We start from the raw sequence: 23,644 nt of genomic DNA on the forward strand, positions 1-23,644 counted from the left end.
AACTATACTTGAATACGTTTCCATTTTCCTCTTTTGTAGAAAAATATTCCCGCTAATGTTATAGCAGTTTCTGCAACCGGAATTGCAATAAAAACTCCTTTTGGTCCCATATCAAAATGTTTCGCCAAAATATAGGCTAACGGAATTTGGAACAGCCAAAAACCAAAAAAATTAATTCCGGTTGGTGTCCAGGTATCTCCTGCCCCGTTGAACGTGTTGATTAAAACCATTCCGATTCCGTAAAAGATGAATCCGATACTCATAATCTGTAAAGCTTCAACAGCTATTGTTTTTACCAATTCATCATTAGTAAAAAAAGAAATAATATACTTTCCAAAACATAGTGTAATTACCATGATTGTTGCCATAAAAATGACATTGTATCTGGCTGTGGTATAAACTGATTTTTCGGCACGATCGATTTGTTTTGCACCTAAGTTTTGTCCAACTAGCGTGGCTGCGGCATTACTTAATCCCCAAGCCGGAAGAATAAAAAACATCATGATTCTAAGCGCCGTCTGATACCCTGCTGATCCATGATCGCCTCCTGTTGTTGCAACCAATTGCGCCAGAAATATCCAGCTGCAAGAAGCAATAACAAATTGTAAAACACCGGGAGCGGCTATTTTGACTAATGCTTTTATCTGATGAAAATCCGGTATGAAATAGGAGATTTTAATTTTTAAAACTCCATTACCCCAAAACAAATGATATAATTGGTACAACACCCCAATGGTTCTCCCTAATGTTGTTGCTATAGCTGCACCTGTTAATCCAAAAGCTGGAATTGGCCCAAGACCATTAATTAATACTGGACATAAAATGATATTGCAAATATTCGCTAACCAAAGACTTTTCATGGCAATAGCGGCATTTCCGGCTCCACGAAATATTCCGTTGATCAGGAATAAAAGCATAATACATAAACTTCCGCCAATCATAATTTGAGTAAAGATATAACCGTGTTCTGCGGCTTCTGCAGATGCACCCATCAAAATCAAAATTTCTTTGGCATACATAACTCCCAGAATACTAATGATAGTATTAATTATCAATGCAACTATAATAGCCTGCATTCCGGCTTTTGCTGCAGCAACAGGATTTTTTTCGCCTATGCGTCTTGCTACAACTGCTGTTGCAGCCATACTCATACCAATTGCGACTGAATATATAATAGTAAGGACAGATTCTGTCAAACCAACGGTTTGAATGGCAAAACTGCTATGCTCTAAATGTCCTACGAAATATAAATCGACTAAAGCAAAAACAGATTCCATCATCATTTCTAAAACCATCGGGATGGCCAATAGAATAACGGCTTTTTTTATGCTTCCTGCGGTATAATCAAAAGATTCATCTCCTTTGATTGCTTGTTTTAAAGTGGTGAAAATTTTAGAAAATAAACTTTTCTTTATTGTTGTTTCTGTCATGATGTGTTAGGATAAAAAATGGTATTAGCTCAGATACAATAATCTGAACTCGAAAAAATAAACGTAAGTATCCTAATTATTCAAAAAAATAAAATAGGATTAGGCAGAAACAATCATAAACTGTAGTTTTTTAAGAGGATAAATATAAGTAATATTTTTTAGGAAGAAATATTAATCCAATAACTTTTTACTTACTCTGCTACTGGCAATTAAAGAAGCTACAAAACCTAGTGATACAATCGTTCCCATAACTATAACTACGTTTTCGAGATTGAAAACTACGGGATATGCCAAGGTTGGCGTAATCATGATTAGTTCATATTGTTGCTGTAAAAGCACTAAAATAATACCCAGGACAAGGCCAATTATACCTCCAAAAACGCTGAGTAAAGTTCCCTGAAGCAGGAATATTTTTCGCAGGCTATTGATTTCTGTTCCCAGATTAAAAAGGGTTTTTAAGTTTCCTTTCTTTTCTAAAATCATCATAATCAAAGCTCCAACTAAATTAAAAAGTGCTACAATAATTACTAAAGTAAAAATCAGGTAAACAACAATATTCTCTGTATTCAGCATTTTGTACAAAGACTCATTAAGTTGGGCTCTGTTTTTTAATGTGATTTTATTATTGAAAATTGTTTTTAGTTGATCACTAATAGCATTTTCATTGACATTATCTTTCAGATTAAATTCTATTCCCGAAATTTGATTGGGTTTGTACATCAATAATTCCTGTGCTAAACCCAAGTCTGCAAAAACATATTTTGAATCTAAATCTTCACTGATCGAATAAATTCCAACTGGCAGGACATCTGTTTTATTAAATGCTTCATCAGGATTTTCAATTGCTCCTTTTCCGGGTTTTGGAGCAAAAATTTGTAATGGATTTTCGAAATCAAGAATTCCCATCGAAAAATCCTGAGCAATTCCGTAGCCAATAACTACCTGATAGGTACCTGGCTTAAACCATTCGCCATTAAAGAGCTTTTTTTTGATATCGTTTACAACCGGATAGTTTTTGTCGACTCCTTTTAGATAGGTTACCTGCTGTTTGTCTTTAAACAAAAACAGAACCCTTTCTTCAATAATTTTGGTGTACGAAACAACACCATCAATCTTTTTAATCTGATTTTCCTGATCTGGTGTAATCAAAAATGATTTTCCGTATGTACTTGTAATTTTTAAATCGGGATCTATTTCGTTTGTAAACGAAAGACTAAAAATTTTTAATCCGCTAAAAACGGATAATACCACAAACAAAGCCATTGTACCAACAATAATTCCCATGCTGGCAATACGATTAATAATATTGATAGCATTGTTTTTACTCTTGCTAAAAATATAACGTTTGGCTATGTAAAGGGGGAAATTCAATTTATGATTTTCTTCTTTTTTCTAAAAGATCACGATTTTCAATTGGGTTTTCTCTGTTTGATAACGCATTATCAATTTTTTCGATATAGTCTAAAGAGTCATCGATAAAGAATACAAGGTTTGGTACACGACGCAATTGCAAACGTACACGTTGTGATAAATCGTGTTTAATTAAAGTACTGTTTGATTTTATACCTTCTAAAGTTTCTTTGGCTTTATCCTGAGGAAAAATGCTTAAATATACGGTTGCCACAGATAAATCTGAAGTAACACTAACTTTGGATACCGAAATTACCAAATTACTAATTCCGTTTTTTCTCACTTCACCTTGCAAAATATCAACCAGGTCTTTCTGGATGACACCGCCTATTTTTTTCTGTCTATTTGTTTCCATAGTGCAAAAATACTATTTTTAAATTTCAATCTTAACAATTTCACTTGAACAATTACAATTGTAACATAAAAAAGGGAGCTATTTAGCTCCCTTTTATTATCTGTTTTGTAACCATCCTTCGGGATTGTTGTTTGTTGTATTTTGAAGAATCAAAAATTTAATGATTGTTTTTCCGGTATCTCCACTTGTTCTTACTTTTCCAATGACTTGTTTCACTTTTACTTTGTCACCTTGATCAACGGATACCTGACTTAGGTTTTGATATACGGTAAAGTAATCTCCATGCTGAATAAAAACAGCTCTGTTTACGGGAGACAAGGCTATAACTTTTGATACGACTCCTTCAAATACGGCACGTGCGCTTGCCCCTTGTTCTGTAGTAATCTCTACTCCTGAATTATGAACGGTAAGTGTTGGATATAATGGATGCGGCTGATCTCCATAACCAAGCGATATAAATCCTTTTTCTACTGGCCAAGGCAGTTTTCCTCTGTTTGCTTTAAAGTCGGCAGCTAAAATTTTACCTTCCGGTGTTAAAGTAATCCTATCTGATGAATAACTTTTGGGTGCTGATGCTTCTGCTTTTTCTGCTTCGCTGGCTTTACCTTCTGCGATTCTTTTACGTCTTTCTTCTTCGGCTCTTTGATTCGCTAATCTAATTTGTTCACGGATAAGGTCCTTAATTTTGGCATCGATCCTTCTCGATTCCTGTTGTTTAGATCTTGTATCTGCAATAATTTTATTTTTATCCTTTTTTATCGAATTAACTAATTTTTGCTGCTCTTGTTTTTCGATTTCCAGACTTTGTTTTTCTTTTTGATTTTCAGCAATAATCTTTTTCTTAACTTGTCTTTGACCGTCTAACTTTGCATTATAATCTACTAATTCTGCTGTTTTAGACTGAATTTCTAATCCTTGGTTTTTTCTAAAATTAGTATATTGTTTTAGATACTGAGCTCTTTTATAAGCTTGCAAAAAGCTCTCTGAAGATAAAATAAACATAGCCCTGCTTTGCTCTGATCTGCTTTTATAGGATTTCAGAATCATCTTTGCATAATCTGCTTTTAATACTTCAAGTTCTTTTTTTAGTTTATTAACCTTCACTTGGTTAATGTACATATCATTGCTTAAAAGCTTTTCTTGTTTTGCGGTAGTATTAATAAGTTTCTCTTTTAGTTTGATTTTATTGGCCTGAATCAAAAAAACATTCACTGCTGATTTTTCTTTTTTCTTTACAGACTGTAACATTTTTTCGTTATCTCTAATTTCCTGCTGAATCTGAGCTTTACGCTGTTCAAGTTTTTCTTGCTGCGAATCTTGCGCCCACATAAATGTAGTGGCACATATAAAAATTAGGCTTAGGAGAAATTTTGGCATGTTTGTGTTTTCTTTTTGCAAATTTACTTAATTATAACTTTTTTATAACCACTTGGTACGCTATAAGGAAAAGAAAGTTCTTCATTAAATGAAATATTATTATAATTCAGATTAATATTGGTTTTTCCTTTTGGCTGAATTGCATTAATTTCAATACTTGTTGGAAGCGTTCCCTGATTAAAAACTTTGCTGTCTGAATATAAAATTTCTAACAATCTGTTTTCTGAAGGTTGTGAAATCTCTTCTTTTTGCACTAAATATTTATCTGCATCCAGAAAAAAAGATTTCTTTATGTTTGCCTCTTTTTGATCTTCTAACTTAAAAAGGTTCTCTACAATTGTCTGTGTATATTTTCCTTTTCTTAAATCGTCAAGTGCTTCTCCAACTAACAAATTCTGAACCTTGCTATAATCTAATTCAGTACCTAACCATTTGCTTAAACTAGTAAAATCACCTTCATAATAGGTACTGTTTATTTTTTCGTAGTAACTTACTGCTGTTGGTGTTATCAAGGCTTTTGCCATTGTAATACCCAAGAAACGAACACTTACTAAAATTTGTTTGTCTTTCTCTATTTTAATTTCTGCTGTAACATTCTGACTTTGTTTTTCATCCGCATATTTTGCACTTGCTTTTATGTATAAAGTCGAAAAATCTAACTTATTATCATAATGTTTGTCAATTGCTTTCTTGTCTTCTTTTACAACAACTTCTTTAGTGTCATTATTTTGTACTGCAACTGCTTTTGATTTACAAGAAACCATAAAAGCTGTTACTAATACTATTGCTATATATTTTTTCATCTGAGTTTACTCTTTTATTTTTTCTTCTTTAATAATTCACTTGCCTTCAAAAAGTATTCCTCTTTTTTCTTAGCATCTCCCAAACCATTATATGCCTCTCCTAACTGAATATTAAAATTTGCTTCAAGCGTTTTATCATCGACTACATAATCGAGTCCCATTTCTAAAACGGTTTTTGCGTTTTTAAATTGTTGTAACTGATTGTTTCCTAGTCCTGCATAATAATAAAATTGAGGCTGACTTGGGTAAACTTCAATCATATTCATCGCTCTTTTTGTCATTGGTTCAAATTGTTTTGCTTGCGTATAAGCTTCCAGTAACAACAAATTGGTTTCACGATCTGTATCTGAATTTGATTTTAAATCTTTTTCATAATACTTAATCGCATTGGCAAACTGACCTTTACTGTGATAAAATTTTCCTATTTCTTTTGCAACATCAATCTCTTTATCGTTGTCAAAATAGGCAATTGCTTTTTCCAGATCAGAAGCATATTGTGGATTTTTATTCACATAAATCAAAAACTCATTCAAAGTACGATGCTTAATTTTAGAATCAATTTTAGAACTTGACAAAATTACATTCATCGCCTTAATGGCTTTATCTGCCTGGTTTGCGTCAATATAAACTTTAAACAAACTTACTTGTGCCCACTCTGATGTAGGTATTTCTTTTGCCAATTGTTTTGCAACTTCAAGAGCTTTATCTGTTTCTTCAGATTTTGAATATAAAAAAATCAGATTGATATAATTTGATTCTTCTTTTGGATTCTTTTTAATCAGATCGATGAGATTTCCAGCTTCGGCATTTTGATATTTTCCCTGAGATAAAATCTGTGATTTGTATCGATCACGATCTTCTGATTTTCCAAATTTATCATTCATTTCATTGATCGTCACAAGTGCTTTATCAAATTGATTTGTAATCATATACAATGAAATCAAATCATCTTTGTATTCTTCATCAAAAGCAATTATTTTCTGAATGGTTTCAATTGCCAAAGTATAGTTCTTGGTTTCGTAACTTACATCGTAAATTCCTAACCAGTACCATTTATTTTTTTGATCTAATTGGGTTGCTTTTTCAAACGAATCCTGTGCATTTCGATAGTCTTTTAACGACAGATAATTTTTTCCTAATTCAAAATAAGCTACGGCATCATTAGGTTTTAGCCTTACACATTTTTCTAATGATGTGATAGCTTTATCATAATTTTCAATTCCTTTTTGTTTTAAAGATTCATAAAAAGCATCTTGATATTCATCCGTTGCCATAGCAATATCTTCGGGTTCTGTTTGAGACATAACCGAAATTGGATTGCAAAGCAAAACGAAAAACAAAATCACTATAACTCCTTTTTGTATCATCTCTAAAATTTAATCTTTAAACAAAAACGGATTTATTAAACTTATAATTTATTCTAAAACCGAATAATCACCAATGCTGATACTTGTAAATTTACCATCGTAAACAACATGATTTCCTATCATGGCATTGTCTAAGTTAGCATTTTTTATTTGAGAATAGGTTTGAACCAGACTATTTTTAATTGAACTATCAATAACATGACACCCTTTTCCTATTGAAACATTTGGTCCAACTGTTGCGTTTTTCAGCACTACATTTTCGCCAATATAACAAGGAGGAATAATGGTTGAATTTTCTAATTTCACATCATAATCAACTAAATGTTCTCCGTCATTATGTAAAAAACCCAACATTCTTGAATTCGTTTCAACAGTAACATCTTTGTTTCCGCAATCCATCCATTCATCGACGCTTCCGGTTTTAAAAACTTTACCGTTTGCCATCATTGCTTTGATACCATCGTTGATTTGATATTCTCCTCCATTCTGGATATTATTATCCAAAACGCCCTGAAGTTCTTTTTTCAAATCACCAACTTCTTTAAAATAGTAGATTCCGATTACGGCTAAATCGCTTACGAATTCTTTTGGTTTTTCAACCAGTTCTATAATTTCATTATTGGCATTTAATTTTACTACACCAAATGCTTCCGGCTGTTCTACTTGTTTTACCCAAATTACGGCATCAGCAGCAGGATCTAATTCAAAATCAGCTCTGATTAAAGTATCTGCGTACGCAATAACTGCAGGACCTGATAAAGATTCCTTGGCACACATAATAGCGTGACCTGTACCTAATGGTAAATCCTGACGATATATTGAAGCTTTTGCTCCTAAACTTCCAGCAAGTTCTTCTAAACTTGTAACAAGATCATCCCCAAAAAAAGCAGGATCTCCTAAAATAAAAGCCACTTCTTCGATAGGTTCTTTTAATATTTTAGCAATATCTTCGACTAAACGATGAACAATAGATTTTCCTGCAACAGGAATTAATGGTTTTGGAACAGTTAAAGTATGTGGCCTTAGTCTTGATCCCCGACCCGCCATTGGAACGATTATTTTCATTTTATCTTTTTATTTTTATTCGAAGATTAAAAAAAATCTCCTGAGTTTGGTTCTTAATTTTTAACCTCAAAGGCTAATTTATTTTCTCTTTGTACTTAAATTTTTACCGCAAAGCTCGCAAAGGATTATTCGCAAAGTTCACTAAGTTTTTCATTTCATTTTTAAGGTCGCAAAGCGTGTAAACTGATTACTGTAACTGCGACTAAAAACTATTTAACCGCAAAGTGAGTAAACTGAAAACTGCGACTGAAAACTACTTCACACCTGTACTCCCAAAACCACCTTCGCCTCTTGATGTTTCAGAAAGTTCTGCAACTTCGATCCATTCGGCTCTTTCGTGTTGGGCAATAATTAGTTGTGCAATTCTTTCTCCGTTTTCGATTACAAATTCTTCATTTGATAAATTTACTAAAATTACCCCTATTTCACCTCTATAATCGGCATCAACAGTTCCTGGAGAATTTAAAACAGTAACTCCTTTTTTAGCAGCTAAACCGCTCCTTGGTCGAACTTGTGCTTCATAACCTATTGGTAATTCAATAAAAAGTCCCGTTTTTACAATGGTTCTTTCTAATGGCTTTAATGTTATAGATTCGGTTAAATTGGCACGTAAGTCCATTCCTGCCGAAGCAATTGTTTCGTAGTTTGGTAATGCGTGTTGTGATTTGTTGATAATTTGTATTTTCATTTTTATTTTAAAAGATTAAAAATCAAATCGAATTTGGTTAAATTCAATTTTACTTTCTATTCATAATTCCTTTGATTGTTGTTTTTTCGTTGTGATACACAAAATACATGAATGCTAATAATAACGGAATTCCAACAAAATAATTCTCTCTAAATCCGTAAAAGGAAATCGCCGAAAACCCAATTGAAATTCCCAAATAAGCTCCAATTTTATTCATGTCATATGGTATTGGATAATATTTATTTCCTAAAACATACGAAATTAACATCATACTTCCGTAAGCAGAAATAGTTGCAATTGCTGAACCGTAGTAACTGTATTTTGGAATTAAAAAATAGTTTAAAACCAATGTTACAATTGCTCCAACAATCGAAATATATGCTCCAATTTTTGTTTTATCTGTCAGTTTATACCAAACTGATAAGTTGTTATAAATTCCTAAAAAGAAGTTTGCCAATATAATTAGCGGAACTACTTTCATGGCTTCCCAATATTCTTTATTGTCAAGCAAAAGATATTTTAGAACATCTGCAAATACAATAACTCCCAATAAAATCAATGAACCAAAAATTACAAAGTATTTTGTGATCACTGCATAAGTTTGTGGTGCATTTGCATTTTTAGCATGACTAAAAAAGAAAGGTTCAATTCCTAATCTAAAAGCTGTTGCAAACAAAACCATAAAAAGTCCTAATTTATAACAAGCGGAATAGGCTCCAACTTCAGATTTTGCAAGATTTTCAGGTAATAAATATCCCAAAAGGATTTTATCAAAATGTTCGTTAACTGCAAAGGCTAATCCTGCCACCAAAATTGGTAAACCGTATTTCATCATTTTCTTCCAAAGTACGGGATCAAATTTTCTTCCAAGGGAAAGATAATTCGGCGAAAGCACTATAAACGTAGCTAAACTCGCCAATAGATTTGCTATGAAAATATAAGCAATCTGGAAATTCTCAACATATAGATTATCCCAAACCGAATTAGGGTTTGAAGCGGCAAGTTTTGGTAAGTATATTAAAAAGAAAAAGTTTAGCAACATATTGATTACTACATTTCCAATCTTAATTGCGGCATAAACCATTGGTCTCTGATTGGCTCTTAGTTTAGAAAATGGCACTAATACCAAAGCATCTAAAACTAATATCCAAACTGAATAGGTAATATATTGTACATCAACTTCGGCAAGAGTTGCCAATGTGTTTCTAAAAATTAAAGCAGCAAATAAGAAAATAATTGAGGACCAGAATATTGATATTGTCGAAGTTGCTATTACATTTTTCTTGTCATCCTCGGCACTATAGAATCTAAAAAATGCCGTTTCCATTCCGTATGAAAGAACCACATTAAAGAAAACCATCCATGACAAAACGATCGAAACCTCGCCATATTCTGCAGTTGGTAAAATACCGGTATACAATCTTACCAATAAAAAACTTAGCATTCTTGGCAATACCGTTGCTAGTCCGTAAATAGCAGTTTGTTTGAACAGATTTTTATATAATCCCAAAATAATTTTATAATAAAGTTTGTAAAACAAAAATAACCAATTCTTTGGTTTATTATTGATTTTGTTGGTTCAATAAAAAAACTTGCGTGAATTTTATTGTGTTAGTTTTTTTTCGTCAAGAATTTTAACAAAGTGAAAACCCTTTGGTCCGTAACCTTGATTGTAGTAAAAGCGATGTGCAGCAAAATTTCCGGTAAAAGCATCTAAAACTATAGAACTGCAATTCAGGTCTAAAGCCTTTTTTTCGACATAATCTGTCAATAATTTCCCTATTCCTTTAGAACGATGATCCGGATTTACTACAAAATTATCTATTTCAAGATATTTTCCTGTCCATAATTTAGTTGCTGACCAACAGCCTGTAATTCCAAGACAAACATTTTCTTCAAAAACACCAATCTGTATATAGTTGTGCGGCACCATTTCAGAAAGATATGCTTCATATTTCTCTACCGACAAATTAGGGTAAAGAAATCGCATAGTTGCTATCTGAGCCAACATTGATTCTATAGTGATAAGCTCTTTTACTTGTAGTTTCATTGCAATAAAAAAATAGACTTCAAAAATACTTATTTTTTTTAATTGTCGGTTATATAATTCAATCTTAAGTCTGTGTGTGAAATCTATAATAAAGTTTAAAAATTATATAAATTTTCACAAGTACTTCTGTACTAACTTTGTATCAAAGGGAATGAGCAAAGCTAAAATACAACCCTTCAAAAAAAAGCAAAGCCCTGGGACTAATAAAGCTTGTTTGTTCCCATAAAAGACAAAGCAAAGGGATTGATTCTGCTGAAATGTAACCCTCAAAAAAACAGAGCCTTGGGACTAATAAAGCTAGTTTGTTCCCATAAAAGACAAAGCACACAGGGATTGATTCTGCTGATATGTAACCCTTAAAAAAAACAGAGCATTGGGACTGATAAAGCTAGTTTGTTCCCATAAAAGACAAAGCACAACAGAGGTGATAAATCTGTCAATAATTTTATAAAATGGTAACTGATTCTCAGTTTTGATTGAATTGAGAATCACCATTTTATAAGTTAATATCAAAAAAACTAAAACTGCTATATAAAAAAAGACCCGATAATTACTTATCGGGTCTTTTTTGTATGTCTTGAATAAATTATCCGTTCAAAGCTTCTGCTCCACCAACGATCTCAAGGATTTCGTTAGTAATAGATGCCTGACGTGCTTTATTATAAGTCAATTTCAATTGGTTTCTTAATTCAGTTGCGTTGTCAGTTGCTTTGTGCATTGCTGTCATACGTGCTCCATGTTCTGAAGCAAATGAATCACGAATACCTTTGTATAATTGTGTTTTTAATGATTTAGGAATCAAAGTCAACACGATTTCTTCTTTTGAAGGCTCGAAAATATAATCTCCACCAGAAACCGGTACATCAGATTTAATTGGAGCTAAAGGCAAAAATTGTTCTGTTTGAACGATTTGTGTCGCAGCATTTTTAAACTGATTGTAGATTAATTCGATTCTGTCATAATCTCCTGACAAGAACTTCTCCGTTAAATTATCAGCAATTCCGGCAACATTTTCAAAAGTTAAATGATCAAAAATTGCATTATGATGACCGTGTACTTTGTGAGTTTTGCTTAAAACGTCATTTCCTTTTTTACCAATAGCAAAAACGTCAACTTGTTTACCTGCATAAAATTCAGTACGATTCTTAATCTCTTTAATTACATTAGAATTGAATGCACCACACAAACCTCTGTTTGAAGTTATAGCAACAAGCAATACTTTTTTTACTTCACGTTGTGTTGTGTAATCTCCTCCTACTTCACCATCAAGTGTAGCTGAAAGATTTTGCAACAACTCCGTTAATTTCTCGGCATAAGGGCGCATTGCAGTGATTGCATCTTGTGCTTTCTTAAGCTTTGCAGCAGAAACCATTTTCATTGCCGATGTAATTTGCATCGTCGATGAAACGGAAGTAATTCTATTACGGATTTCCTTTAAATTTGCCATCTATTAATTAGAAAATGTGACAATTTGAAAATTAGATAATTAGAATGATGTTGAGACATTTTCTAATTATCTAATTAACGAATTATCTTATTAGTTATATTTTGCTGAAATTTCTTTTGCTGCTTTTTCGATAACATCAGTAATGTTATCATCTAATTTACCAGCTTTCAACGCGTTAAGCGTATCTTTATGTTTACTGTTTAAGTAAGCTAAGAAATCAGCTTCGAATTCTTTTACTTTATTTACAGGAACGTTTCTTAATAAGTTTTTAGAACCAGCGTAGATAATAGCTACTTGATTTTCTACTGTATAAGGATCATTCAAACCTTGTTTTAAGATCTCAACGTTTCTTTTACCTTTTTCAATTACGTTTAAAGTAACTGAATCTAAGTCAGAACCAAATTTAGCAAAAGCTTCTAATTCACGGAATTGAGCCTGATCTAATTTTAAAGTTCCTGAAACTTTTTTCATTGATTTAATCTGAGCATTACCTCCAACACGAGATACAGAGATACCTACGTTAATAGCAGGACGAACTCCAGAGTTGAACAAATCTCCATCAAGGAAAATCTGACCATCTGTAATCGAAATTACGTTTGTTGGGATATATGCAGAAACGTCACCAGCCTGAGTTTCGATAATTGGTAAAGCAGTCAATGAACCACCACCTTTTACGATAGACTTGATAGAATCTGGTAAATCGTTCATGTTTTTAGCAATTCCGTCATCAGCAATTACTTTACAAGCACGCTCTAATAAACGAGAGTGTAAGTAGAAAACGTCTCCAGGATATGCCTCACGTCCCGGTGGTCTTCTTAATAAAAGAGAAACCTCACGGTAAGCAACAGCTTGTTTAGATAAATCATCATACACAATAAGTGCAGGACGACCTGAATCTCTAAAATATTCTCCAATTGCAGCACCTGCGAAAGGAGCATAAACTTGCATTGGAGCTGGATCAGAAGCATTAGCTGCAACAATAACTGTATAAGCCATTGCACCTTTTTCTTCTAACATTTTAGCGATTCCTGCTACAGTTGAAGCTTTTTGCCCAATTGCAACATATATACAGAATACAGGTTTTCCTGCATCGTAAAATTCTTTTTGGTTTAAGATTGTATCGATACAAACAGTTGATTTACCTGTTTGACGGTCACCAATTACAAGCTCACGTTGTCCACGACCAACCGGGATCATAGCATCTACTGCTTTTACTCCTGTTTGTAATGGCTCAGTTACTGGCTGACGGAAGATAACACCAGGTGCTTTTCTTTCTAAAGGCATTTCGTATAAGTCTCCACCAATTGGTCCTTTTCCATCAATTGGAAAACCAAGAGTGTTTACTACACGTCCTACCATTTGCTCACCTACTTTAAGAGATGCAATACGTTGTGTTCTTTTTGCTGTTGATCCTTCTTTGATTCCAGTTGATGGTCCTAAAAGTACCACACCAACATTGTCTTCTTCAAGGTTCAATACAATAGCTTCAAGTCCGTTATCAAATTCAACTAACTCACCATATTGTACATTCGATAGCCCGTAAATACGAGCAATACCGTCTCCAACTTGAAGTACTGTTCCTACTTCTTCTAGCGTAGCACCAGATTCAAAACCTTCTACTTGCTTTCTTAATATTGCTGAAATTTCAGCAGGTTTGATTTCCGCCATCTTAATTTATAATTTAGACACTTTTATGTGTAATAAAACTAATTACTTAACTCTCTTTTTAATACCTGCAATCTGTTTGCAACAGATGCATTGTATTGTTGATCACCTATTCTTAAAATAAATCCTCCAATGATTGATGGATCTACGATATTTTCTATTGTTATTTTTTTATCTGATAATGTTGCAACTTTAGCTAAAACTTTAGCTTCTAATGCATCATCCATAGGAATTGCTGTTGTAACTTTTGCTACTTCAACACCATTACTTTCATCAAATAATTTTTTATATTCTAAAGCAATTGCTTCTAAAATTTCGAATCTTTTGTTTTCAAATAATAAATGAAACAAACCTTTGGTTACGCCATTTACATCTGCAAAAACTTCTAAAAGAGCACTTTCCTTAATTTCAACTTTTGTAGTTGGATTTTGAATAAAGGTACTCAATTCTTGATTTGTTTCAATTGCTGTTGCAATTGACTTCATATCGTTATTAACTGCTTCGGCAACACCTTTAGAGTTTGCTAAGTCCAGAATTGCTTTTGCATAACGAATTGCTGCTCTTGTACTTGCCATAATCTTAGTTTAACTTTACGTCACCTAACATTTTCTCTACTAATTTAGTCTGAGATTCTTTGTTAGATAATTCTTCTTTCAACAATTTTTCAGCAATGCTTAATGATAAAGTTGAAACTTGTAATTTCAATTCAGCCATAGCAGCATTTTTTTCACTTTCGATAGCAGCTTTCGCTTGCTCGATCATTTTTTGACCAGCTTCTTGTGCTTCGTTTTTAGAATCAGCAATCATTTTCTCTTTCATTTCACGAGCTTCTTTAAGCATCGCGTCACGTTCTGCACGAGCTTCATTCAAAATTCTTTGATTGTCAGCTTGTAAATTTTCCATTTCTCTCTTTGCGTTTTCAGCAGAAAGTAATGCATTTTTAATACCCTCTTCTCTTGCAGTAATAGATTCCATAATTGGTTTCCAGGCAAATTTTACTAAAAGTAAAATTAAAACCAACAAGATTAAAGCTTGCCAAAAGAATAAACCGAATGAAAAATCGTTAATTAACTTATCCATTTTATAACTATATTAAATATTTAATTTCTTTTTTTAAAAGTAACAACACCTTTAACCAACCGTTAAAGATGTTGTTATTTCTTTCTTTATTATTTTCCTAAGATTAAAGCAGCAAATGCTAAACCTTCTAATAAAGCCGCGATAATAATCATCGCAGTTTGAATTTTACCAGCAGCTTCTGGCTGACGAGCAATAGCGTCCATAGCAGATCCACCGATTTTACCTAAACCTAAACCTGCTCCGATTACTACTAATCCAGCACCTACTAAAGTTGGAATTGTTCCCATAACTATTTATATATATAAAATTAAACTTCTAAATTAGATAATTACATTCTCATCAGCGTGGTGATGATCATGCTCCTGAACAGCCATACCAATAAACAATGATGATAACATTGTGAAAATGAACGCCTGTAAAAATGCAACTAAAACTTCGATAACCGAAATAAATAATGTTAATCCCATAGAGATTGGCAAATCTGCAGCTAAATTTTTACCTACAAAGATCATTGCAATCAAACTCATAATTACTACGTGACCTGCAGTAATATTTGCATACAAACGAATTAATAATGCAAATGGTTTTGTTAATGTTCCTAAGATTTCAATTGGAGCTAAAATAATTTTCATTGGCACAGGGACTCCCGGCATCCAGAAAATGTGTCCCCAATAATCTTTGTTTGCACTGAATTGTGTAATGATAAAAGTAAATGCTGCTAAACAAACTGTAATTGCAATATTTCCTGTAACATTAATTCCTAGTGGAGTCATACCTAATAAGTTTAACAACCACACAAAGAAAAATACGGTTAATAAGTAACCCATATATTTTCTGTATTTTTTCTCACCAATATTTGGAACAGCGATTTCATCTCTGATGAAAATAATAAGCGGTTCTAATACTCTTCCAAATCCAGTTGGGATTGGTCCTTTTTTATATGATTTTGCTAAACCAGTAAACATTATAAATAATAGTACTGCAACAAAAAGCATTGACACTACATTTTTTGTAATAGAAAAATCTAATGGTTTTTCGTTTTCAGGATGTCCGTGCTCATTAAAAGTAATGGTACCGGCAGCATCTGTTTTGTAAATTTTACCATGAACAAGTTTGTAGAAGTTTCCATCAACTTCTGCAACTTCTTCACCGTGGTGTAATTTTGAAGATGAGAAAATTTTCAAACCTCCGTCAATAAGGATTACAGGCAATGAAAAACCATAATGTTTATTTTCCTTTTCGTCTGAAAAGAAAACAAAATCATGAGAATCTTGTAAGTGATGATCAATAAAAGCATCCACTTTTGCTTTTGGATCAAGAGCTTCATGCTCACCTTCTACAGGAGCATTATGTGAAATTACTTTCTCTTCATGAGCAGCCTCTGTCTGTACATGCGTTGAGTCATTCTCTGAATTTGCAAAACTCATTACTGGAGAACAAGCTACTAAAGCTGCAAGAATAAATTTGAGCGGTTTGTTGGAAATCACCATATCTGTTAAAAATCTTATTTTTTTACGTTTCTAAAATTTGGTGCAAAGGTACATTTTTTATTAATATTCAAAAGGATATGAAAAATTATTTTTGAACCTTGTTTTACAGAATCCTTATTTTAACGCTTTTCATTTAATAATCGGACAGTTAAAAGCGTCTCAAATAACAAAAATAAAATAAATGTTATAAAAAAACTCACTTTTTCAATCATAACCTCTCCTGATTTGTTTTCCAGAATAGGTCTTAAAATTAAATATCCTAATAGCATTTGTGTAAATGTCCCGAATAAAAATGCCATTCCGACAATTTCAAAATTCTTCTTTTTTACTATCAATAATATAAGGTATAATAAAGCCGAAAGTCCGAAGAAAATCAAATACAAAAATTCTAAACTATAATAAAAGTTTTGAGTATTTAACTCTAAAACTAAAAAAGCTGCTTTGTGCAAAATATATGCTGCCAAAGCAAAAATGAATAAATGGAAAATAGGTTTGTAATTTTTTAAAAGCATTTGAAATATTTTTTGCAAAGATGCAACATTTATTTAAAGTTGCTTTAAAACATAAATTACTTTGTTTTATTGATATCGTTAACCTGGCGAATTACATTATATAAGGCAAGCCCAACACCAAGCATTACAAAAATTGGGTTGTAATACACTTTTGGACTGGGATGATTTTCATCCAGCCAACTACCGAAATAAGAGAATAAAAAAATAATTATTCCCATTTGAACAGGAATATTAATTAATGGTAACCATTTATTCCTTCTGTTTTTGTTCGGCTCCTTTTCCATCTTTTACAGTTACTTCTTTATTATTTGTAAGCATAGTACAGGTAGCTGTAAAATCTGCTCCTGGTTCTATAGACAGTTTTCCAACAGCGACTTCTCCATGAATACGCGCTGTTGCTTTTATATTAAGGACTTCTAATACTTTTATTTTACCCTGAAACTCTCCTTCTATATCAGCATTGTTGCAAACAATTTCACCTTTTACAATTCCGGATACTCCTATAACCAGTTTTCCCTGAGAAGTAAAGTTTCCTATTAACTCTCCATCTAATCTAAAATCTGCCTTTGATACAATATCTCCTACTATCGAAGTTCCTTCTACAATTCTATTCGTTTTTCCTAGAAGTTCTGTTCCGTTTTTTTTGACTTTATCAAACATGCTTATGGATTTTTAGGAGCTAAATAAGCTTCTAGATTTTTTTTGATTTGAATTACTTTATAATTATCACTTGATATAATAATAGACGGATGTGAGATTTTATATTTTTTATCATCTCTTAAAACTCCTGAAACGTCTCTGGCATATGCCTCTGATTTTATACCATGAATAACTACAAAGCTTTCGGTTTTATTATACTTATCAAGAGAAGTTGTTAATCTTTCGAAATTTTCAACTAATAAAAATACTCTGATTGCTTCTTCAATATTTTTAAGTGTTTTAGAATCGTTATTAGGAACTAAATATAAAATTTTCCAGCTTTTACCATCAACAGCAGTAAAATCAAGCTTTTCTAAAGCAGGTATTTGTTTCTCCAGAATTTCCCTGGCACTTTTACCTTCATCACTATTAGGGTAATCATCTGCTACAGATTCTAATGCTTTTTTGTAGGCTGCCAAACCATTTACTTTTCCTAAAGTATTTGCTTTCAGCAATTCATATTTTGAAACAATTTCATCTCCGGCATATTGATTGATCAAATTATCAATATTATCAAGAACAGTATCAAAATGCTCTTCCTGATATAATTTATACCATTTTTTATATTCCTTATCCGGCGATGCTAAATCTTCTGAATTGGTATTATTTAGGATCTGTGCATATCTGGAATTTGGGTATTTTGTAGTAATATCAAACTTGACAGCTTCAGCTTTGGCAGGATTTGTAATTTGATATATTTTATACAAATTATACATCGAAGGAAGAATCAATTTTTCTTCAGGATTATTTCTTAATAATTGCTCTAATTTTTCACTGGCCAGATTATACTCCTTAAATTTCTCTTTATAAATCAGTCCTAATTGATAGTATGCAAAATTACGTTCTACTCCAATACTATCTATAGAAGCCTGTGTTTTTGGAAGCTGTTTTTCATAAAAATCTGTTGTATATTTTTCAACAATAACAGAGTCTTTTATCGTGTTTACTAAATCTTGATCATTATTTATGGTATCATTCAGTGCTGCATTATTCGCAGATTTTACTGCTGCCATTCTCCAATTTCCTCCTACAGTTCTATTACCCCACAGTTTTTTGAACTGTAATTTTCCGTAGGCAACTGTTGTTGGATTATAAAAATAAAAAGTACTTGCAGCGGCGGTCTCGTTTCCTGCGGGAGGATTAAATGCTCCTACTCCAGGATCACTTTTTCCTATTGCATTAGGATTTACGGCCGTTGGTGAATTACCTGTATTTGTATTACGGTCAATATTCGCTAATCTTTCCTTTTCTTTTTCTTCTAAAATACTTTTTGCTTCGTCTTTCTTTTTAAGTTCCGCAATATAACTTTCAAAATATAACTTTCGATCAGGTGCTGGTAAACCGTATACCTTAATGATACTATCATTTCGTTTTGCTATACCTTCGTATTTAATTACGTTATCTAAATTTTTTCTGTTTTTTTGAATAAAAGCAAACTCTCTTGTTTTAGGATCTAATTTTACTAATGTACTGTCATAATATTTAGCAGCCATTGTATAATCAGTATCTTTAAAATACATATTTCCTATATTTCTATAACTGGAAGCAACCAAATAAGGATCTTTTGATTGTCTTGACAATGATTTATTATAAAATATTAAAGCGCTGTCTCTTACCTTGTAGTTATCATAAAACACTCCCATTTGATAAAAAAGGATATCATAATAAGGCCTGTTTTCGCGGTCTGTAACTAATTTATTAAAAGCCTTAAGGAACAGTTGTTTATTATCGTTTTCATAATCAAACATCTCAGCCTTTTTAGCATACGAATGCATCATATATTTACGATCAGCTTTTCGATTCATATCAATTACGCCATCATAAAAATAATTTGCACTGTCTTTTTTGCCTGCTTCCTGATACATCTGTCCCAGAATAAAACGGTATCTGGCTCTGTCTTCATTTATTCTTGTAAATTGTTCCGCAACCCGAAGTTTGGCAATAGCACTGTCTTTTTCTTCTAAATTTAAAAAAGCTTCTGCTAACAAAGCATTTGCGTCTGAAAAAGTCTGTTTATTAAGATCTGTGTTTTTTAATAAAAGCTTAATGTTTTTTAAGGCAATAGCATCATTTCCTAAACGCATATTGGTTTTCTCACGCCAGATTTTTGCTGTATAAATATTACTGCTGTTTGGGTATTTGTACAAAATATAATTAAACGCCTCAAGCGCAGGAATAAAGCGCTGATCATAGTATCTGGCCTTTCCGAGCATTAAATATGCTTCATCAATTTGTGAATTGCGTTCTCTTCCGCCAATATTCATCGAGTGCTTCTGAATGGCTTTTGTAGCTTTCGTTTCAGCCTTTTCAAAATCAGGATTTTTAGCCTTTTCTTCTCCGGAAAAATTTTCGTCGATTTGCATTTTTTCTATAGGCAGCAACTTCCAGAAATTATCCTGATTGTTTGCCTGAATAGATTTTAATCCTTTATCAAGACCAATTCCGCCATTATACAAAATGTTATATTTTGTACTTAAGGCATGCGAATTTCTAGCCAGAAAAGTGTTTTTCTTGGTAGAACATGCTATCAAAAGAAACAAAAAGACAAGAAAAAAACTATATTTAAGAGTATTGTTTTTCAATAGAAAGAGTTTAAATCAATTAACTTCTAAAATGGACTTTTAGTATATTGACTTGTAAAAATACGCTTCTTTTTGAAATATAGAATATTTATACTGCAAAAAACGATTCCAGTTCTTGTAAGGTTTCTTCTGAAGTTTGAATATCTTTTACTACTTCACCTTTATTAAGTGCCACAATTCGATCGCAAACCTCTACCGTATGCTGTAAATCATGGCTGGAAACCAGTACGGTAACATTTGGATTTTCAGCCAGATCTTTTATTATTTTTTTTAATCTGCTCACGGTTGTCGGATCTAAATTTGCAAAGGGTTCATCTAAAATAACTACTTCAGGATTTCCTATGAGTGTGGCAATAATCCCCACCTTTTTCTGGTTTCCTTTTGATAGGTCTCTTAAATATTTTTTATTATTCAGGATTTCACCATTAAAAAACTCTTCATGCTGCGCTAACAAAGCATCAATATCTGCTTTGTTCTGATGTCTTAAATCTCCAATAAAATAAAAGTATTCCTCAGGAGTCAAATACCCAATCAGGAAACTTTCATCAAGAAAAGATCCGGTAAAAGATTTCCAGTTCTCACTTGTATTTACCTGAATCGTATTGCTTGTAATATTTCCTGTCGAAGGCTGAATTAAATCTAATAACAAACTGAAAAAAGTTGTTTTTCCTGCACCATTATTTCCCACTAAACCAAAGCTTTGTCCTTTTGGAATTTCAAGATTATTAATATTTAAAACTGTGGTTCCGTTGTATATTTTTGAAAGTTGATTTACTTGTATCATTATCTTTTCGTTTAATTGATTTGGTTAACCGTTAATTTGATTTCAATCTGATAAAAATTATCTTATTATCAAATTGACACATTCTCTAATTAATTCTTTTGTTTATAAGCACTTATCGTACTGTATTTTTCGATTTTATATCTTTTTTCGATTAATGAAAATACCTTGTCCTTAAAAACAAAACCTAAAACTCCAGCACCTGTAACTAATGATAATCCAATGGTTTTATTTCCTAAATAAAGTCCAATGGCATAAAGTCCTAATGGCAATAATATTTTTGGTAATGTCAATAACATCGCACTAACATTAAAGGCTTTTTTATCTCCAAAAGCCCCTCCAGCAGTACTTAAATCGATTGGCGTTTTTGTAAATGCTCCGCCTAAAAGAACTAAATGTGAGTTTACTCCAATGTTATAAATGGCACCAACTACAATGGTTAGATAGATTTCCCATCCAAAAAAAAGATAGAACGAAGCTATAATCGTTGAAACAATTGTTGCAATAACAATAAGCCACCATTTTGAAGTAATATAACCACGATACGGAATATTTTGTGTCATCATTAATTGGTAATATGAACTATCCCAGCTTGGAACAAATTGACCAAACACAAATAAAAAGCCTCCGGAAACAAATATTCCTGCAAAAATATGCATCACTTCTGGCTGATGTGTGTTCCCGAAAAAAATGAATCCGTAAAACAAAAAGAATATACTCATGAATATAGTGGTTTTTGAGCGTTTGTTTCTTTTGATTAATTTGATATCATTTTTAAGAAAAGTCCCTAAAGTCCCAAATTGATTTAGCCAGGAAAGATTTTCGGTTGTAGCAATATCCTCTTTCTTAGAAAGTCCGGCATCTAAAAACAAATTATTTTTGAAATATTTAAAACTAAATAAATACAATCCGGCTAATACCAAAACCGGTATTAAAAACATTCCTTTTATCTCGTAAAATCCAAGAAAAAAAGGCGCCGTAAATATCGTAATATCAAATACTTTATAATATTGAGCAGCAGCTAATACAAGAATTAACCCAATAAAAACAACAAATAATTTGTCGATATTACTTAAAATTATATTCAAAAAATTATTGATATATATTAAGGAGAATGCTGCCAAAAGCCAAAAAACAACTCCCAAAATATCATAACCTTCCAGAACTAATACAATAGAAAATGGAATAAAAAAAAGAGCATGAACCCAATTAAAAAACGACAAAGCAGTTTTGCCTAACGAAAAATGTACAATTGTTGATTTTCTGAAAGGTAAAATCAACAATGGTTTAATGTTCAATACCGGAATTGCCTGCATTAATAAGCGAACTACGAGATCAAATAAAAAATAATAAATCAGAAATTGATTGATAGTTGATAAAGGTTCGAGATTCATTTTTCTTAATACGTAAAATGCTCCAACTCCCATTCCGATAAAAAGTACCGAGAAATAAACCATCAAAAAACCAATTAAAATTTTCATGGCCACATTTGCACCAAACGATGCAGATCTTGTAAAAGCCTTCCATTCTAAATAAATAAACTTTTTAATCATGGTTATTTGGTTTTCAGTTTTGTAGTAAGAGATCAAATGTAACCAAACGTTACAAAAAAAGTTAAAAATAATAATTTCGTGCCTGACATTTAATCTCCGTTTGCTACTTTTGCATAAAATATACAATCATGCCTTCATTCTTAAAACTTATAATTAAAGAGGTAAAACGTGAAACTACTGATGCCGTTTCTGTACTTTTTAATGTTCCCGAAGAACTAAAACCAGACTATAAATTTATAGCCGGACAATACATAAACTTAAAATTAACTCTTGATAATCAAGAGATTCGTCGTGCTTATTCTATTTGTTCTGCACCTGAAAGCGGCGAATTAAGAATTGCTGTAAAAGGAGTAAAAAACGGGTTATTTTCTCAATTTGCAAATACAAGACTTAAAGCAGGCGATGTTCTGGAAGTAGGTCATCCGGAAGGAATTTTTACTTTTGAACCAGACGCTGAAAAACAAAAAAATTATGCGGCTTTTGTTGCCGGAAGCGGAATTACTCCTGTACTTTCGATCATAAAATCTGTTTTAAAAAGTGAACCAAAAAGTTCATTTGTATTGGTTTACGGAAATAAAACTCCTGAAGAAACTATTTTTTACCAGGAATTACATGATTTACAATTGCAATATGTAGGTCGTTTTTTCGTGCATTATGTCTTTAGTCAGGCTAAAGCCGAAAATGCTTTGTTTGGAAGAATCGAGAAATCTGCAGTTAATTTTGTTTTGAATAACAAACACAAAGAATTACAATTTGATAAGTTTTTCTTGTGCGGACCAGAAGAAATGATCAATACCGTATCTGCGATTTTAAAGGAGAAAAACGTAAAAGAATCAGCAATTAAATTTGAGCTTTTTACTTCTTCATCTCAGGAAAACGAAATAAAAACTTCACTTGAAGGACATACAAAAATCACAGTTTTAGTAGATGATGACGAAGTTTCATTCGAAATGTCTCAAAAACAAACCATACTAGATGCGGCACTGAAACAAGGAATCGACGCTCCATATTCTTGCCAGGGCGGAATTTGCAGCAGCTGTCTTGCTCGTGTAACTTCCGGAACTGCCGAAATGACTAAAAACTCAATTTTGACAGATAAAGAAATCGCTGCAGGTTTAATATTAACTTGTCAGGCACACCCAACATCTGAGTCTATTTATGTAGATTATGATGATGTGTAGAGAGTTTTAAGTCGCAGTTTACAGTCGCAGTTTTAAAAAAAGGGTTTGCAATGCAAACCCTTTTTTTATATACGGTTATGAGAAATGCGACTGCGACTGCGACTGCGAC

At 32.4% G+C, this 23,644-nt stretch carries 23 protein-coding genes; 1 reads left to right on the top strand and 22 read right to left on the bottom strand.

Annotation, left to right across the window (positions count from 1 at the left end; all coding sequences use genetic code 11):
• Positions 1–2: 2 nt before the first annotated feature.
• From BXU01_RS05335 to BXU01_RS05440, 22 genes are all read right to left on the bottom strand, one after another.
• Positions 3–1,430, bottom strand: coding sequence for an MATE family efflux transporter (locus tag BXU01_RS05335; protein WP_083692055.1), 1,428 nt, complete (start codon positions 1,428–1,430; stop codon positions 3–5).
• 171 nt (positions 1,431–1,601) lie between these two features.
• Entirely contained in the window at positions 1,602–2,801 is a 1,200-nt protein-coding gene (locus BXU01_RS05340) for an FtsX-like permease family protein (protein ID WP_083692056.1), read from the bottom strand.
• 1 nt (position 2,802) lies between these two features.
• On the bottom strand, positions 2,803–3,195 hold the full coding sequence (rbfA, locus tag BXU01_RS05345; protein ID WP_055097718.1) for a 30S ribosome-binding factor RbfA: 393 nt from the start codon (positions 3,193–3,195) through the stop codon (positions 2,803–2,805).
• A gap of 96 nt (positions 3,196–3,291) precedes the next feature.
• Complete coding sequence (locus tag BXU01_RS05350) at positions 3,292–4,572, bottom strand: murein hydrolase activator EnvC (protein WP_083692057.1); 1,281 nt, start codon at positions 4,570–4,572, stop codon at positions 3,292–3,294.
• A gap of 23 nt (positions 4,573–4,595) precedes the next feature.
• Positions 4,596–5,375: a DUF4292 domain-containing protein gene (locus tag BXU01_RS05355; RefSeq protein ID WP_083692058.1), complete on the bottom strand. Its 780-nt coding sequence runs from the start codon at positions 5,373–5,375 to the stop codon at positions 4,596–4,598.
• Between the two features lie 14 nt (positions 5,376–5,389).
• Positions 5,390–6,742 carry a lipopolysaccharide assembly protein LapB gene (locus BXU01_RS05360; RefSeq protein WP_083692059.1) on the bottom strand — a complete coding sequence of 451 codons (1,353 nt, stop codon included), beginning with the start codon at positions 6,740–6,742 and terminating at the stop codon, positions 5,390–5,392.
• Between the two features lie 48 nt (positions 6,743–6,790).
• A complete protein-coding gene (locus tag BXU01_RS05365; protein ID WP_083692060.1) occupies positions 6,791–7,807 on the bottom strand; it encodes a sugar phosphate nucleotidyltransferase in 1,017 nt (338 codons plus the stop codon).
• Positions 7,808–8,060: 253 nt separating this feature from the next.
• The gene (gene dut / locus BXU01_RS05370; protein WP_083692061.1) at positions 8,061–8,495 is read right to left on the bottom strand and encodes a dUTP diphosphatase; all 435 of its coding nucleotides are present in this window, start codon (positions 8,493–8,495) and stop codon (positions 8,061–8,063) included.
• A gap of 49 nt (positions 8,496–8,544) precedes the next feature.
• Positions 8,545–10,005, bottom strand: a complete 1,461-nt coding sequence (locus BXU01_RS05375) for a lipopolysaccharide biosynthesis protein (RefSeq protein WP_083692062.1) — start codon at positions 10,003–10,005, stop codon at positions 8,545–8,547.
• A 93-nt stretch (positions 10,006–10,098) separates the two neighbouring features.
• Positions 10,099–10,545 carry a GNAT family N-acetyltransferase gene (locus BXU01_RS05380; protein WP_083692063.1) on the bottom strand — a complete coding sequence of 149 codons (447 nt, stop codon included), beginning with the start codon at positions 10,543–10,545 and terminating at the stop codon, positions 10,099–10,101.
• Between the two features lie 586 nt (positions 10,546–11,131).
• On the bottom strand, positions 11,132–11,992 hold the full coding sequence (gene atpG, locus BXU01_RS05385; RefSeq protein WP_055096825.1) for an ATP synthase F1 subunit gamma: 861 nt from the start codon (positions 11,990–11,992) through the stop codon (positions 11,132–11,134).
• Positions 11,993–12,082: 90 nt separating this feature from the next.
• Positions 12,083–13,660 (bottom strand): F0F1 ATP synthase subunit alpha, encoded by a 1,578-nt coding sequence (gene atpA / locus BXU01_RS05390; protein ID WP_053472983.1) that lies wholly within the window; start codon positions 13,658–13,660, stop codon positions 12,083–12,085.
• 38 nt (positions 13,661–13,698) lie between these two features.
• Complete coding sequence (gene atpH, locus BXU01_RS05395) at positions 13,699–14,232, bottom strand: ATP synthase F1 subunit delta (protein ID WP_083692064.1); 534 nt, start codon at positions 14,230–14,232, stop codon at positions 13,699–13,701.
• Positions 14,233–14,236: 4 nt separating this feature from the next.
• The gene (locus BXU01_RS05400) at positions 14,237–14,737 is read right to left on the bottom strand and encodes a F0F1 ATP synthase subunit B (protein WP_083692065.1); all 501 of its coding nucleotides are present in this window, start codon (positions 14,735–14,737) and stop codon (positions 14,237–14,239) included.
• An 89-nt stretch (positions 14,738–14,826) separates the two neighbouring features.
• Complete coding sequence (gene atpE / locus BXU01_RS05405) at positions 14,827–15,024, bottom strand: ATP synthase F0 subunit C (protein ID WP_008465835.1); 198 nt, start codon at positions 15,022–15,024, stop codon at positions 14,827–14,829.
• A 33-nt stretch (positions 15,025–15,057) separates the two neighbouring features.
• Positions 15,058–16,227 carry a F0F1 ATP synthase subunit A gene (gene atpB, locus BXU01_RS05410; protein WP_055096817.1) on the bottom strand — a complete coding sequence of 390 codons (1,170 nt, stop codon included), beginning with the start codon at positions 16,225–16,227 and terminating at the stop codon, positions 15,058–15,060.
• A 119-nt stretch (positions 16,228–16,346) separates the two neighbouring features.
• On the bottom strand, positions 16,347–16,739 hold the full coding sequence (locus BXU01_RS05415) for a hypothetical protein (protein ID WP_083692066.1): 393 nt from the start codon (positions 16,737–16,739) through the stop codon (positions 16,347–16,349).
• A 56-nt stretch (positions 16,740–16,795) separates the two neighbouring features.
• Positions 16,796–17,023 carry an AtpZ/AtpI family protein gene (locus BXU01_RS05420; RefSeq protein WP_083692067.1) on the bottom strand — a complete coding sequence of 76 codons (228 nt, stop codon included), beginning with the start codon at positions 17,021–17,023 and terminating at the stop codon, positions 16,796–16,798.
• Positions 16,989–17,399, bottom strand: a complete 411-nt coding sequence (locus BXU01_RS05425; RefSeq protein ID WP_056243714.1) for a polymer-forming cytoskeletal protein — start codon at positions 17,397–17,399, stop codon at positions 16,989–16,991. Before BXU01_RS05425 ends, BXU01_RS05420 begins: the two co-directional genes overlap by 35 nt.
• Before the next feature lie 2 nt (positions 17,400–17,401).
• Positions 17,402–20,020: a tetratricopeptide repeat protein gene (locus tag BXU01_RS05430; protein WP_083692068.1), complete on the bottom strand. Its 2,619-nt coding sequence runs from the start codon at positions 20,018–20,020 to the stop codon at positions 17,402–17,404.
• Positions 20,021–20,108: 88 nt separating this feature from the next.
• On the bottom strand, positions 20,109–20,804 hold the full coding sequence (locus BXU01_RS05435) for an ABC transporter ATP-binding protein (RefSeq protein WP_083692069.1): 696 nt from the start codon (positions 20,802–20,804) through the stop codon (positions 20,109–20,111).
• 89 nt (positions 20,805–20,893) lie between these two features.
• Positions 20,894–22,354 (bottom strand): DUF5687 family protein, encoded by a 1,461-nt coding sequence (locus BXU01_RS05440; protein WP_083692070.1) that lies wholly within the window; start codon positions 22,352–22,354, stop codon positions 20,894–20,896.
• Between the two features lie 128 nt (positions 22,355–22,482).
• Between BXU01_RS05440 and BXU01_RS05445 the strand changes: the two genes are divergently transcribed.
• On the top strand, positions 22,483–23,535 hold the full coding sequence (locus BXU01_RS05445) for a ferredoxin--NADP reductase (protein ID WP_083692071.1): 1,053 nt from the start codon (positions 22,483–22,485) through the stop codon (positions 23,533–23,535).
• Positions 23,536–23,644 lie beyond the last annotated feature (109 nt).

This window comes from [Flexibacter] sp. ATCC 35103, assembly GCF_001975985.1.
Lineage (GTDB): Bacteria > Bacteroidota > Bacteroidia > Flavobacteriales > Flavobacteriaceae > Flavobacterium.